General features: G+C 34.0%; 13 protein-coding genes. All 13 read right to left on the reverse strand.

Annotated elements, in window-relative coordinates; genetic code table 11:
• Nucleotides 1-35: 35 nt before the first annotated feature.
• Complete coding sequence (locus tag NYE52_RS22585; protein ID WP_047943207.1) at nt 36-2,435, reverse strand: heavy metal translocating P-type ATPase; 2,400 nt, start codon at nt 2,433-2,435, stop codon at nt 36-38.
• Nucleotides 2,428-2,793, reverse strand: a complete 366-nt coding sequence (locus NYE52_RS22590) for an ArsR/SmtB family transcription factor (RefSeq protein ID WP_047943206.1) — start codon at nt 2,791-2,793, stop codon at nt 2,428-2,430. The genes NYE52_RS22585 and NYE52_RS22590 overlap by 8 nt, the downstream gene beginning before the upstream one ends.
• 402 nt (nt 2,794-3,195) lie before the next feature.
• Nucleotides 3,196-4,455 carry a cytochrome P450 gene (locus NYE52_RS22595; protein WP_047943205.1) on the reverse strand — a complete coding sequence of 420 codons (1,260 nt, stop codon included), beginning with the start codon at nt 4,453-4,455 and terminating at the stop codon, nt 3,196-3,198.
• Between the two features lie 257 nt (nt 4,456-4,712).
• On the reverse strand, nt 4,713-4,943 hold the full coding sequence (locus NYE52_RS22600) for a hypothetical protein (protein ID WP_047943204.1): 231 nt from the start codon (nt 4,941-4,943) through the stop codon (nt 4,713-4,715).
• Nucleotides 4,944-5,081: 138 nt separating this feature from the next.
• Nucleotides 5,082-5,285 (reverse strand): hypothetical protein, encoded by a 204-nt coding sequence (locus NYE52_RS22605; protein ID WP_047943203.1) that lies wholly within the window; start codon nt 5,283-5,285, stop codon nt 5,082-5,084.
• Nucleotides 5,286-5,558: 273 nt separating this feature from the next.
• Nucleotides 5,559-8,525: a Tn3 family transposase gene (locus tag NYE52_RS22610; protein ID WP_220040970.1), complete on the reverse strand. Its 2,967-nt coding sequence runs from the start codon at nt 8,523-8,525 to the stop codon at nt 5,559-5,561.
• Nucleotides 8,526-8,601: 76 nt separating this feature from the next.
• Nucleotides 8,602-8,760, reverse strand: a complete 159-nt coding sequence (locus tag NYE52_RS22615; RefSeq protein ID WP_161798403.1) for a hypothetical protein — start codon at nt 8,758-8,760, stop codon at nt 8,602-8,604.
• 73 nt (nt 8,761-8,833) lie between these two features.
• Nucleotides 8,834-9,694: a hypothetical protein gene (locus NYE52_RS22620; protein WP_047943201.1), complete on the reverse strand. Its 861-nt coding sequence runs from the start codon at nt 9,692-9,694 to the stop codon at nt 8,834-8,836.
• Nucleotides 9,691-10,353: a hypothetical protein gene (locus NYE52_RS22625; protein WP_047943200.1), complete on the reverse strand. Its 663-nt coding sequence runs from the start codon at nt 10,351-10,353 to the stop codon at nt 9,691-9,693. Before NYE52_RS22625 ends, NYE52_RS22620 begins: the two co-directional genes overlap by 4 nt.
• The gene (locus NYE52_RS22630; RefSeq protein ID WP_047943199.1) at nt 10,350-10,925 is read right to left on the reverse strand and encodes a hypothetical protein; all 576 of its coding nucleotides are present in this window, start codon (nt 10,923-10,925) and stop codon (nt 10,350-10,352) included. Before NYE52_RS22630 ends, NYE52_RS22625 begins: the two co-directional genes overlap by 4 nt.
• 160 nt (nt 10,926-11,085) lie before the next feature.
• Entirely contained in the window at nt 11,086-11,931 is an 846-nt protein-coding gene (locus tag NYE52_RS22635; protein ID WP_047943198.1) for a tyrosine-type recombinase/integrase, read from the reverse strand.
• A gap of 417 nt (nt 11,932-12,348) precedes the next feature.
• The gene (locus NYE52_RS22640) at nt 12,349-12,807 is read right to left on the reverse strand and encodes a hypothetical protein (RefSeq protein WP_341195278.1); all 459 of its coding nucleotides are present in this window, start codon (nt 12,805-12,807) and stop codon (nt 12,349-12,351) included.
• Between the two features lie 486 nt (nt 12,808-13,293).
• The gene (locus tag NYE52_RS22645; protein ID WP_047943196.1) at nt 13,294-14,238 is read right to left on the reverse strand and encodes a hypothetical protein; all 945 of its coding nucleotides are present in this window, start codon (nt 14,236-14,238) and stop codon (nt 13,294-13,296) included.
• Nucleotides 14,239-14,645 lie beyond the last annotated feature (407 nt).

Genomic DNA, 14,645 nt, shown 5'->3' on the forward strand with positions numbered 1-14,645 from the left:
ATCTGTCTGGAAAGCCCTTTTTAGCCCTTTTCCCTTTATTCTTTCACTCTCATTAGTCGCAAACCATTTAGTGCTACCAGAAGGGTTGCACCCATATCAGAAAGGATAGCAATCCAGAGCGTTAACCAACCTGGGATAACCAATAGTAAGGCAATAAATTTAATAGCAATTGCAAAAGTAATGTTAGCTTTGATTATATTTAGAGTTTTTCGGCTAAGTTTTACAGTGAATGGAAGTTTTCTTAGATCGTCACCCATTAGAGCGACGTCTGCCGTTTCCAGGGCTGTATCTGTACCAGCTCCACCCATTGCAATTCCAACTGTTGAGGCCGCCAATGCAGGTGCATCATTGACACCATCTCCTACCATAGCTACGTTGCCATACTCAGATCTCAACTGTTTAATAAAGTCTAATTTGTCCTGTGGCATTAGTTCTGCCTCAATATCAGATACTCCAACCTGCCCTCCGATAGCATTAGCAGTACCTTTGTTATCACCTGTAAGCATAATTGTTTTTTTGATTCCAAGTTGATGTAACTTTTGAATAATTTCCTTACTTGATTCACGAACTTCATCAGCAACTGCAATAACTGCAAGTATTTCTTTTTCGGTTCCAATAATCATGGCTGTCTTACCTTGATTTTGAAGTGTAGTAACATTTTGTTCTAAGTCTTTATCGAAATTAGAAATTGCTAATTCTTTAAAGAGTTTCGGACTTCCAATGTAATAAGTAGTCCCGTTTACAATACCTTTGATACCCTTACCTGTAATAGAAGAGAAGTCCTCTACCTGTACGTCAGAATAAGAAATGTTCTCCTCTTCTGCTTTTTTCATAATCGCAGATGCAAGTGGATGCTGAGAACGATACTCTAATGCAGTAATGATGGATAGTAATTCTTTTTCATTTATCTGTTTGTTCAACACATTAAAATCAGTTACAGCTGGGACACCTTTTGTTAATGTACCTGTTTTATCAAATGCAATAGCCTTTAAGGCACCCATTTCTTCTAAATACACTCCGCCTTTTACAAGGACACCTTTTTTTGCGGCATTCCCAATCGCTGAAACGATAGAAATCGGAGTCGATATGACCAACGCACAAGGACAACCAACAACAAGAACAGCTAATCCTTGATAAACCCATGTTTCCCAACTACCATCAAAGAATATAGGAGGGACGATAGCAACTAATGCTGCAATGATCATAATGATCGGTGTGTAATATTTTGCAAATTTATCGACAAATGCTTGCGAAGGAGCCCGTTCTCCTTGTGCTTCCTCTACAAGATGAATAATTTTAGAAATCGTTGTATCTTCTACAAGTTTCGTTATTTTTACTTCAAGTAATCCTTCTTCATTTAATGTACCTGCAAATACTTCATCATCAACTGTTTTCTCAACAGGGACTGATTCACCGGTAATAGCTGCTTGGTTGACTGCAGAGTAGCCACTTACGACTACACCATCCATCGCAATCTTTTGACCAGGTTTGACAATCATAATATCCCCAACAGCAATATCATCGACATGAATCATTATTTCTTGCCCATTACGTCTAACGAGTGCCTCTTTAGGAGCGATATCCATTAATGAACGAATCGATTGTCTTGCTCTGTCCATAGAGAATCGCTCAAGTGCTTCACTGATTGCAAAGAGAATAACAACAATGGCAACTTCTGCCCATTCTCCAATAATAGCACCACCTATAACAGCTACTGTCATAAGGGTTTTCATGTCAAATTCAAAGCGTAGTAAATTTTTCAAACCGACTTTAAAAAGTGACAACCCTCCAATAATCATGGATGCTAAAAACAATAAGGTAGTAACAATGTTCTCTTCTCCGTTCACAGACGAGGAAAGGTAACCAAAAGCAATCAATAAGGAAGCATAAAGTAGAGTACTATGCTTTTTATAAAACGGCACTTTTTCTTCTTTCGTATCTTCTTTTACCTCTTGTGAAACTTGGCGAGCCGATTTTTCAGGAGTCACTTTAAGATTTTCGAATGCACCGGCTTTTTCTAGTTCTTCAATTGTTGCATCACCGTAAACAGATATCTTAGATGCACCAAAATTTACTTTTGCATCCTGAACTCCTGGAAGCTGTTTTACGTTATTCTCAAATTTCCCAGCACAGTTTGCACATGTAAATCCTTCAACACGGTAAACATTTTTATCCTCTTTAACCTCTTGTTTAGCTTCCCGCCTTGGTTTTTCAGGAGCCACTTTAAGGTTCTCAAATGCACCAGCTTTTTCTAGTTCTTCAATCGTTGTATCACCGTAAACGGATATCTTAGATGCACCAAAATTCACTTTTGCATCTTGAACTCCTGGAAGTTTTTTAACATTTTTTTCAAACTTCCCTGCACAATTTGCGCATGTAAACCCCTGAACGCGATAAACATTTTTTTCAGCCTCTAATGCTTTTGCTTCAGACAATTTTTACAACCTCCTTCTGATGTGCAAATGCAACCTGTATTAGTTGCTTTACATGATCATCATCTAATGAATAGTAAACTAACTTACCTTCTTTTCGATATTTAGCTAATCCAAGATTTTTAAGTAACCTCAAATGATGAGATGTTGTGGCAGTTGTAGCACCAACAATATTTGCTACATCACATACACACAATTCATCTTCCAAAGAAAGAGTATACGCAATCTTAATCCTAGTATCATCCGATAAAGCTTTAAAAACTTTGGCTACATCCATAGGATTTTGTTGGAGTAGTTCATTTTTACCTCTTTTGACTTTTTCTTCATCTATACACGTAACTTCACATGCATCATATTGCAAATTTTTCACCTCATATCAATCAAATATTCATTTGAATATTATTATATGTGAACAAAAACAAATAGTCAAATATACGTTTGAATATAATTTGCATAAAAAGCAGGTTTTCTTTAGTTTGCAGTAATTAATTATTCTTATAACTAAATTTAATTTCCTTTTTATGTTGGATACACTAGAAATATTGTCAGGGTGCCAGTTTTAAAACTTGAAGAGTTTTTCAATATAAAAAGCCCAATTTATCTCTTTATTAGAGAAAAATAGGCTTTGCGGCTGACTCTCCATTAATTAAGGTGTCTTCCTTATAAAACAGACTTCTGTGATTAAGAAATCAACTTTTGTCATTTATCTTGTTCGGCAAAAGGCGTACTTAATAAGCTAATTATCTACGAAAATTTAGTGTAATTATAACTTTCGTTTAACATTCTTTATCACTACTTTGCTATGGGGAATACTTGGCATGCTCACCATGCTGTAACTTAAATCCTGGTTAGGAATTTCATATTCCATACGCTTGGCCAGATAATCAAGACTTACTTTCATGACTTCAATGGTGACCCACTCTCCAGCACAGCGATGACCCATAAAGTAATCACCACCACCCTGCGGAATGAAGCCAAATGGGCTTCCTTCCCATTTAGCAAACCGATCAGGACTGAACAAATCTGGGTTTTCCCAAATTTCAGGGTCATGATTTGTGCCATAAAGATCCAGTAAAGTTAATGTGCCTTCTTCAAATTTATAGCCGTTCCAGGTGAAATCTTTTTTTACCAATGCTACGACAAACGGAAAAAACGGATAAAAACGGCGAACTTCCTGTACAAACATCTGAGCATATTTTTCATCACGGGATTCAAGTTTCTCCCTTTCTTCCGGATAATGATACAATGCCAGCGCAGTGAAATTGATGAATATAGCGATCGCCACAATAGGTCTCAAGATATTGATCACTTCCACAGCAGCAGTCTCGGTATCCAAAAGATTCCCTTCTAAATCGCGATGCCAGGCAAATATATGTAAAGCTGTATCTTCTGGAGGATTTATTTCCTCATTACGCACCTTATCAACTAACTCACCAATCCAATTTTCTACTTTATTTCTTGCATTTCTCGCTAGCCAATGATTTGGACCAACGGCAGCCGGAGACTCGAACATCGCCGCCAAGTCTTTTGTCAATTCCTTAACATCGTCTTCTTCCAACGGGACACCTGCCCACTGGCAGGCTGTTCTGCATAGGATTTCTTTTACTTCTTCATAAAGAATAACTTCATCCATCTGTCCCCATTTATTTAGTGCTGTCTTCCACTGTATTTTTGTAATGTTTGTTAAGTTTTGAAGTCCTTTAGGAGACATGATGGACATAAACATTTCTTTCCGATGTTTGTGATCTTGTCCATCCAATGCCTGCACACCATTCTTCCCAAACAATGTTTGAACCGCCCGGTTCGGTGCTGCATCTTTCCTTTTGAATTTTTCAGTGTCATAAAAAACTTTCGCAGCTTCCTTTCCTACCATGCAAATCGCTTTCTTTCCTAGCAATCGGGTCTCAAATATATCAGAATTAAAACTTTTACGTCTGTTCAAAATGTACATGTATCCTTCTCTCATAAGGCTTAAGCTATGATCTATGCCCTCTTCCCGAGGCATTTGATTTGTATCTGCCATATCATTCATCTCCATTTTCATTAGTGATGTTTTTATTCTTTGTAACTTTTCCCTATTTACTCATAAAAAAACTTGAATCACATACCACATATTGAACATTATCAAGATAAAGAAAATGGCTGCCGACTTTGTCGACAGCCTGAGACCCTAATCCAAATTAGGGTCTTTTTATTTTTTTTGTTTATTCTGAGTGTGCCCTGTTTAAAATGTAGTAAAATCAATGGGTTGTTTCGACTGGAAGATCCTTTTATACTAAATTAACAGCAATCTATATTTGATTTTTTCATCATTTTCTTACAATCTTTCATTTTCATTTTTCCATTTTTTGTCATTTCACAACAATCCATTTGACAGTTCATTTCCTCACACATTTCCATACATTCTTTTTTTGATTGACAACAATCCATCTCTTCCGATTGTGCTGCATAAACAGAACCACTAAATGCCATCACTACTAAAAATGCTAAAGAAAATATTATTTTTCTCAACCCTTTTCCCCCTTATGTAAAAATGATTGATGTGTCCAATGGTATTATACTATACCGCTAATTAACACTCACTAGATTTCTAACACTACAAACATAAGAAACGAGAGCTTAGGATAACAAGCTCCCGTTTTAATAGAATTAGTAAGCTTTATATTGGTTGAACACCTGATCCACCACAACAACCACATCTTTTGCCACCATGACAACACGGACAACATCCACTTCCCTGACAATGAGGACATCCTCTCCCACTACAACAACAGCACATACCAGCACCACCACAATAACGACAACATCCTGCGCCTTGGCAGCAATGACATTTATGCATACATACACCTCCATAAGATAACCACGCATAGTATATATATTTACTTGGTGTCAAGTTTAAACATGCCTATCTAAATTAATAATTTAGTTATAATAAATACTCTATACATTTCTAGTTATCACCCCCTTAATCGCTAAGGGGGTTCAAATTGTCACAATTTATGGTCATTTAACATCTAATTTTTGATTTTTGGTGATGTTTTTCATAGTGACCCCTTATTCTTTAAATCGTTTCCGGACCCCATGACGGTAAGTTTCTCTTTAAAAAGAAAAGATATATCGTAATTCTTAGGAAGATCTTTCAATTGGCAGACGTTCTTGCATGTTTAGCTTAAATGTCCCATACGGGTTTACATGGGCATAGATTAATGGTGTTAAGGCTCTAAAATCCTCAGGAGTTAACTTTTGAAGAAGAGATTTATTTTGTTCCAAAAGTACCTCTTGAATCATCAGTGTATTAATTAACACCAAACAGTTTTGAAGAAGATGGAGAGCAAGTACAGCGACTTCTTGATCTTCCATTCGGTTTGTTTGAATTTCTCCTCCTTTTCCGTAAAAAATAAAGCTATTGGCTGAGTTCCAGTTTTCAACGACATTTAACCCTTCATGGATTTCTCTTCGGACTTCTTCTGATGATAAATACTCACAAAGGAAGATCGTTTTTAACACTTTTCCTAATTCGCTGAGTGCCCGATACGTTGGATGCCCACTATTACGAGTGAAACGCTTGAGAATCGCCTCTGTTTCAGCTGTACCCAATCGTAAAGCAGTTGTATATTTAATCATTTGATCATACTGTTGTTCAATTAAACTCCAATTAATCGCTCTTGTTAAAACAGGCTGTAAGTTTGGATATGAGTCTTGCATGCCTACATCTGGACGATACAGTTTTTGAGCATGAATGGCTTTAAATCTCGGCATTAGTTGGAATCCAAGCAAATGACAAAAAGCGAAGGCAACTTCACTTTGACCGTGTGTATCCACGTAGTTTTTTTCTACTTCCATATTTGTGCAATGACGAAGTAACCCTTCGATCATAGAAGCTACTTCTGATGAAGAACAGGATTTTAGTTGCGAATAAATACATGTAGAGTTCTTTTCCACGTGCCAATAAATCATTACTCCACGTCCCCTATATCGAATATGCCATTCAGTCAACAAGTTCTGATCCCAAGCCCCAAACTTTTTACTATCAGACGCACATGCAGTTGTTCCTTCACCCCATACTTCTGTTACACGAGCATCTAGAATGGCATTGGTTACCTTTGAAATGGCTTGCCGTAGGTTCTCTTTATGGATGAATTTCCGCCGTACATAGAGTAAGTCCTTGTAACTTCCCCCATGTTCACCAGCCGCAATTCGCTTTAATCCTGTGTTTGTTCCCAATCCATATAAGCAAAGAATAAGTCTTCGTTGCAGTGTTTCCTTATCAAGGATCTCACGATTACCTAGCGTTTGGAACACATCTGTCAGATGTACACGTAAATCTGCCTCTTTTAAAATATCCAAAAGATTGGTCATGGGCCAACGCTTCATGACCTCTGCCTTTACGAGATTTAGGTTAACCGGTTCAGCCTGTGCCTGTAAAGGTGACACAGAAATCCAGCCATTTCCCTTACTCAATATACGTACCTTGGAGTTATTTTTAACACTTCTATTTAATTTCTCGAGAGCCGTATTCATACTCTGTTTCAGTTCGTTAATAAGTGTTTGTACTTCAAGGGGCTTACAAAGCGCTTCATAATGTTTTTCTCTATTTTGTTCAAAATCTTTTGGTAAATCTTCCTCTGGGTTTCTATACCGATCAGCTCCGACTACCCATACTTCTTTACAACGTAATCGATCTCGCAGAGCTTGGAGTACACAGATTTCATAATTCATTCGGTTTACACGGTTTGTTTCTTTATCAATGACCGTATCAATCCAACCTGGCTTAACGATTCCTTCAATTGGGATATAATCTGTTTCATTATATGTATACTGATTGGTAAGCTTATATTGTGTAAGTAAATCAATTGCATCTATCACAGGTCGATGCACATCATTATTGGATTGAAATTCTAGAATATCAAGTAAAGCTGGAACCATTCTTCTGTAATGAGTACCGTAGGAGGATCTCATAACAGTATGTACTTTTTGTTTATAGGAGGGACCTGTATGTTTCATTTCCTTCACAATATCTTTTAATTTATCTTCGCCTACGACAGGAAATAAAACATCTCGCACAATACCGTCTGGTTGTTCCACTGCCTTTTCAGCCATGCGGAACAATACGTTTGTCTTCCCACTTACTTTACGAAAATCCCGTAAAAATTCTTTTTCTACTTTTCGTTCCGCCCGAGCACCGATTCGATGAACAATTTGGATAATGAGCTCAACTAAGTTATCCGTAATTTCTCTACCTCTACACCAAAAGAAAGCTGCCAATAAAGTATAACGGATCGGATCAGGATGCCTGCGCAACTCTCTAATATCTTCAGAAACAGCTCGCTGTCTGTACGTTCGGATCATCTTGGGTGAAACACCGTAGAATAAATTTGGTGGAAGCTGTATATCTCGTACTGTTCGTAGTTTTTCTATCTCTTGAAATAAACTGTCTAACCCGATTCTTCCAGGATCAGATACAAGCTCTCGGAAACTGAGAATGGTTTGATCTTTTTCTATCTGTTCTGTATGGGACCAAGTACGTATAAATGTATCTAACTTAGATTGAGAGTGATCAGAAAGTTTAGAGTAAATGGATTGAGAAATCCGGTCCTCATACTGATAAATGGCTGACTTGATGTTTCGATCTAAATGGTCATGAGCTGGGGGAACAATTTGTTGTTTTCTTAGGTGATGTAGTACATGTTTTCTTACTCTGTCTATTTGTAGCTCCTGCGGTAAGATGTTAGCCTGAAGCCAGGATTTTACTTGTTCCATATCAGTAAGGGTGCTGTCCCTAAATCCCATGTAATCGCGAATTTGAGCACGATGATATTTAATTGACCTTCCGTCCCAATCGTACGCTTGAAATAAATCCGCAGGTACATCTACTTGCTTGGCAATGTATTGAATAACATCTTTACTTATTTCCTGTTTCCCTTTTGGAAAACGTCCCTGATATTGAAAGAACTTTAGTAGAACGGCAAACCCCAGTCGTGTTCCTCCATATCTGTTTCCGAGTAAACGCATTTCTTCTGGAATAACGGTAAAATGTTCAATAAGTTCTTCTAAGTCCCAATTTTGCTTCACTTTGTTTTTCCTCCTTATCATACGTATCAGCAAAATCTTATAGGAATTCAGAATATAAAAAAAGTCCCTAGATTCAGGACTGAATCAATAAAAAGATTTACTTTGCCCCTGGTTGCACGAACGCTGGTACTGGGCCTTCTACAAGATAACTATTACCTTCGTATTCGTATGCGAATCGGTATTCTAACACTTTTTCACATTGAGGTTTTCCAGTATGCAATGTTGGCTCATATTTATAATGATTTAATTGAATCATCACAATATACTCCTTATTTTTAAAGAACTTTATTATTTACCAACACTCGTCTTAAATTTCTATTTAATTTATTTCAATATGCAATGTCACCGAAATCTTCTTCACTAATATCAAAGAACTCTTCAACGACTGCCATAGTCTTAATTAATTTTCCCGTCTTATATTTTTCTTTAAGTAAACCTTCAATTTGATTAAAAATCATGTTTCTTTGAACGAGAGATAATGAATTTTTCATTATCACATTTAAATAGAGATCACCAACTGAATTTTCGGCCACGAATATGTCACCTATCTTGTCGAAAGCATTCCAAAAAGATTGGGTAATTGTCCATACTTCTACATTGTTATTTACAACTGAAATATTCATAAATACATCTGGAAAAAGGAAGTGTGTATCTTCTATATTCGCTAATATTCCTCCCTCTTTATTTTGATTCGGTAAACTTATGTCTCTTCTATCCCGTTCATCTTGAAAGGCAAGTTGTACACCCAAAACGGTTGTATAAAATGCATAGTTCAATAAAGTAGGAAGAATATTTTCATATTCTATTACTAGTTTTGCAGTTAATTTTCTATGTGGTTCTGTAATTAATGTATCCTCTACATTTTCACCTAAGACCTGACGGAGCATATCAAAAGTTTGTTGTTTAAGGTTGGCATTACTTTGTTCAAATATTTCATCATCTTTAAATATCTCTTCTAGATTGTTTAATATTTCCATCCCAATAAAATATCCATTAAATAAAAGAGATTTTGATACTTTAAATAGATGATTCTCATATTCCTTAATTTTCTCTGCGTCCATAAATTGTTCAAGGTGTATACGCACATATTGGTTCAAAAGAAAAAAATCTTTGTTAAACTCTCCATTTGTTTGATAGTGTAACATCAACATTTCCTCTGTTTTTTGCTGAATTTCTTCTAAAGTTTTCATTTTTCTTTTCCTCCTTGGGATTCTTCATAAAAAGGATCTGATGGCTCATCAGTAATATATTTCCAAGCACCATCTTCTTTATAAATAGAAGTAATAAAATAATTAATTCCTTCTGTACTTAATACTTTGCGATAAAAGTACCCCTGTCTTTTAAATCTATCTAAGTTTACTACTGTAATATCATAAGACTCCCCTTTGACATTAGCTTGTAAATAGGAATCTTGTATTGATTTGAAAATATTTATGGCATCGTGTTTTTGTGGTAATTCTTCAACGGTCTGAATACTACCATAGTCTAAAATAAATTTGTAGAAGTCCTCAGGAGAAATTTGCAGAGATTGGAATTTGTATAAGATATCGGCTGCATACCTTGCAAACTCCTCTGGATCTTCATAAGAAGATTTTACTTCCACTTCTTTCTTATCTAGTATTTTGACAGATTCACCGTCCAATTCAGCAACAACCTCATCTAAAGGCCGTACCTGATCCTTATAGAATGATTCTAAGTCCTGGGATTTACTATCAGTTTCAGTTTCTTCATGTGTATCCTTTGTTTCATTTATTTTTTTCGCTTCCTTAACAAATGGATCATTACTACAACCTGAGAGTATGATAAAACCTGAGATCAAAAGTGAAGAGTAAAATGGTTTAAATCTCATAAAAAACTCCCTTCCTTTATTTCTTTTTTCTCTTGTTCTGTAAGAAAATCAACAAGTTCCGCTGTATGAATAGTCGAAGAATTTCTAAAAACATTCATAAAGAACTGTTTAACATTAAAAATTCTAATTCGATCCCCATGGAAAGAAACTGGGACATTGATGTTTTTATTTATACATAAGCACAAAGTTTTAAGATGATCCTTGTGAATGCTGGAGTGTATGCTAATATAATCCTGTTTTCGTTCCCCAAACAAAATAGCAGCAATTATGATAGCTTCCTTATCAATTAATGATGGATCAACACGATAACTAAATATCTTATGGTCTTTAATGTACCAATTGCTTAGGAAGAATCCTAAAGCATTACTATGAATAGTGAATTCTCCTTTTTTGAATTGCACTGACACGCTATTTTCTAATTTGTATTCTGCTAATAAGTTAGATAAATAAAGAATTTTTTTCTTATTAAATGGAACTTTAAGTTTTCGCGAACTTGATTGTATTTCTTTTTCTCCTTCACTTAAGAGGGACGCAGTAATAACTTTGTTAATAAAGCTGTTTTCCCTTTCCATTAATCAACTTCTCTCCCTAAAAAAAGAACCCAGAATAAACAGCTCTATTATAGAACTGTTTATTCTGGGTTCTTCCCATTGAATGATTTATTTAAATGTATTATAGCCTATAAAGTTATTATATTTCAACCTATTAATAATATTAGATTCTAATTAAGTTTTAGATGCTTTTCATACTCTTCGTTAACTTACTTAAATAGATAGAAACAGTTTGTTCTTCTATACCCATAATCAAAGCTATACGTTGGACTGCGAGTTTTTTATTAATATATAAATAGTAGCACAGAGCTTTTCTAATAGTTGTTAACTGCAGGTCTTGATTAATATCATAATCCTTTTGTATATTTTTTAAGTGATAGTGTATTCCCATAAAAGTAATAGGTATTATTCTATTATTTACTGAATCCGTATAAGTGAATAGATACTCTGACTCGTTTAGTAAATTATTATAATAAAACTCAAGAAAAATACTTGCATCAATGTTATCCAATGTAATGACTCTATTGGAAAGATTAATCTTAATTCTATCATCGATTATAGAAACATCATCCTTTTTAAACTTAAATTCGGAGGCTTTTAATCCTTCCATAGCAAGTATAAACAATGCTTTTCGCTTTGCTGTATAATTGGTATTTGCTATTACAAGTTCCTTTACCTTAAGTAAATCTTCATAAAACAAACTAATATCCAGGTGTTTTTGTACCTTTAGTCTTTTTATTTTTGCTGCTGGATCAATAGGTACTTTGTTTCTTTCCCATAAATAATCAAAATAGGATTTTAAAATGGCCAACTCTTTATTAATTGTGGAGATTGCCTTCTGATTATCTCCCTGAGTTGAAAGATAGTCTCTTATATCTTTAGATTTGATTTCATATAATTCTATTTTCTTTTTATAGAGTTGTCTTAGGAATGAGAAGAATTGATTTAAAACAAGTTCATAACTCGCTATAGTAGTTTCACTATAATTCTTTTCTTCTAAAAACGAAATAAAACCATCATACTTCATCTTCTATCCCCCTTTTAAAAACTATATAGTAATTTCAACTTATAATCTCTACTTCGAGAATTTTATTTACTTAGTCCTTAGTATATTTTAGTATAAATTATGGATAGTAATATGTCATTTTAATCTAACGTTTTTAAAAGGGAAATACCCATTAATGATGTGTATTGGTTATTTATTTTAAAAAGCTTAGAGTATATATGTACTCTAACGTAATTGTTAAAAGATAATATGTCATTAAGGGGTATCCGACAAAGTAAAAATGGACCACCTATAGTAAGTCAGTCCATACGGCATCGACTTTTTAATTTGACTTGAAAAAAACCAAGAAACCGTCTTTTGCTTTTAGCAAGACGACTTCTTGGTTTTTGATACAAAATAAGGGAAATTGGTATGAAATTGATTCAATTGAGTGTATTTTTATAGTGAATTTCTTATAGTTCCAGTTGTTTTTGACGCAGTACCTGAGATTATTTCGATCCTATACTCCTTACCTTTTTCCATCCAATAATCTTGCGTAGCTTCGCCACCCTCTTCGAACAATTGTAAACCAGCAGATCCACCCATAGTTACCCAATTATTTCCGATCTTTTCTTGCACCCATAAACCTGCAACCCCAGTAGAATAAAGCTTTTTTTTACCATACTGACCTTTACCAACCACAGATCCTGACACCGCTTTCCATTCAGGCGGACTTATAGTAACACTTGATGAATCTGCAGCATATGCAGTTAAATTCACATATGGAGTAGATAGTTCGTTACTTGCTGAAGTTAGTTGGCTTTCAGTATTTCCTGATGCCGCAAAAGTTGGAATAGCAGAACCACCTACAATAGCTATTGCTACAGTAGCACTCAGAACTAGTTTCTTAATTTTCATTTTTGGGAACACTCCTTTTTAATATTTTTATAACTGTTAGTTACAATGTACTTATTCTATTTTTGGTATTAAATACCTTTTGAAAAATGTTAATTATTTGGAAAAAATGTAAAATGAGTAGATATTACTATGATTTTATGAAAATTAAAAAAGAAGGTTATCGGTTCTCGCGCCAAAATTTAGAAAGGCTAAGTCCTATCAGAAGATAATCCATACAGCCAATTCTTAATTACTATTACATAACGATTAACAAAGAAATTATTATAAACAAATCAATAAAAAAAGACTAAGTACAATTAACTTAGCCTTTTTTATTTAAAAGTACCCTTTATATGCTTACTAGTATTGATCCAACTAGAGTAAAAATAGATACTATTACAATTGTATTTAAAATAATGTTTTCAGATTTTTTTGTTTTAAGTAAAAACATTAAAACCACCTCAGTTCATTTATATACCATTATTATAAAACAATATGACAGAATATTCAATCTATTATATTGTTCTCTAAAGGATTATTTAGAAAGTTTTGAACCGAGTATTTCCCCTCTTCAAGAATTCTTTCCTGTTCCCTTAGAGCTAGTTCATATTTTTGCTCCATTTCAGCTATTTCTTCTTGTATACTATTCAATTCTTTATAATAGCCATCAATCTTTTCTTTTAATAACTCAGTCTTACTTTGAACAGCAGCTTCTTGCTTTTCTTTAAGTTGTTTATCTACTTCTATATTAATAAGTTCTTCTTTAGAATCATTTTTAAATCTACTAAAAAAACCTTTTGGTTTTTTCTTTAATGAGGCAACTAAAATTTGGTCTTGCCTTTCCAAGAGATAATTGCTCATAGAATCATTTTTAAGTTCAGTAACCTCGGATTTAGCATCAGCAATTTTTCTATCAATGTTTACTGACTCAATTCTTAAATTACTCAACTTTTTTTCATAAGATAATAACAAAACCGTTTGCTGCTGCATTTTTACTAACAACTGATTATTAAACTTATAAGAAGCTTCAACAAATTGAGATAACTTTTTAAGATCGTCATATAAAGGTGTATTTTTACTAGAAGGAACAGTTGTAGTTTTATGACCTAACTCAGTTAGTATTTCAGTTGTAGACAACCCCCCTATATCTATTAATATAGAGACTAAATGAATTTTAAAGATAGTATAATAACTTAATTTATAATATCTCCCTTGTTTTTCCGGCTTTATATAAATATCACTTAGCTCATGTCTTAAGTAATATCTTATAGTTGCATCAGCACGTCCAATAAATTTACTTGCTTCTACAGTATCGTAAGTTCGCTCATTACTCATACTTAAAATTTTTTCAGTCCAAATGTAATCTTCTAATTCACGAATAATAGCAACATTATAAAGAGGATCAAGTTTAAATTCATCTTCTAATAATTCTCTCATAGAAATTTCACTCATTCACCGCACCTCCTACCACTTTTATTGTCAAAAATGACACTTTACAATTGATTTTACACGGAAAGAACCAAAAAATCAAAGGAAGTAAACGACATTTTTACATACCATCAATGCAAATTATCCTTACATTAATCATCACCTTACAACAACTCTACATAAACTTTATAAAAAACTTTTGTAAGCATTACGTAAAATAAATATTATGTTACATAAATTTTATATCATAAATACGTAAGACTTACATAAGTACATAAGATTAATATATAAATTACATCATTATTACGTAGTATTTTCATTGGTAAATCTCATAGAGTTCGTTAATTCCATGTTAATATACACTTTATCTATAAAATTCAACGTAAACATCACATAAAACAACCATTTACATAAACTTTCTCTTATAATGA

Source organism: Niallia sp. FSL W8-0635 (assembly GCF_038007965.1).
GTDB lineage: Bacteria > Bacillota > Bacilli > Bacillales > Cytobacillaceae > Niallia.

What these genes read in the sequence shown, in the direction of transcription:
- NYE52_RS22595 (WP_047943205.1), bottom strand. Translation starts at nt 4,455, where the DNA reads ATGGCAGATACAAATCAAATGCCTCGGGAAGAGGGCATAGATCATAGC.
- NYE52_RS22605 (WP_047943203.1), bottom strand. Translation starts at nt 5,285, where the DNA reads ATGGAGGTGTATGTATGCATAAATGTCATTGCTGCCAAGGCGCAGGAT.
- NYE52_RS22610 (WP_220040970.1), bottom strand. Translation starts at nt 8,525, where the DNA reads ATGATAAGGAGGAAAAACAAAGTGAAGCAAAATTGGGACTTAGAAGAA.
- NYE52_RS22615 (WP_161798403.1), bottom strand. Translation starts at nt 8,760, where the DNA reads ATGATTCAATTAAATCATTATAAATATGAGCCAACATTGCATACTGGA.
- NYE52_RS22620 (WP_047943201.1), bottom strand. Translation starts at nt 9,694, where the DNA reads ATGAAAACTTTAGAAGAAATTCAGCAAAAAACAGAGGAAATGTTGATG.
- NYE52_RS22625 (WP_047943200.1), bottom strand. Translation starts at nt 10,353, where the DNA reads ATGAGATTTAAACCATTTTACTCTTCACTTTTGATCTCAGGTTTTATC.
- NYE52_RS22630 (WP_047943199.1), bottom strand. Translation starts at nt 10,925, where the DNA reads ATGGAAAGGGAAAACAGCTTTATTAACAAAGTTATTACTGCGTCCCTC.
- NYE52_RS22635 (WP_047943198.1), bottom strand. Translation starts at nt 11,931, where the DNA reads ATGAAGTATGATGGTTTTATTTCGTTTTTAGAAGAAAAGAATTATAGT.
- NYE52_RS22640 (WP_341195278.1), bottom strand. Translation starts at nt 12,807, where the DNA reads ATGAAAATTAAGAAACTAGTTCTGAGTGCTACTGTAGCAATAGCTATT.
- NYE52_RS22645 (WP_047943196.1), bottom strand. Translation starts at nt 14,238, where the DNA reads ATGAGTGAAATTTCTATGAGAGAATTATTAGAAGATGAATTTAAACTT.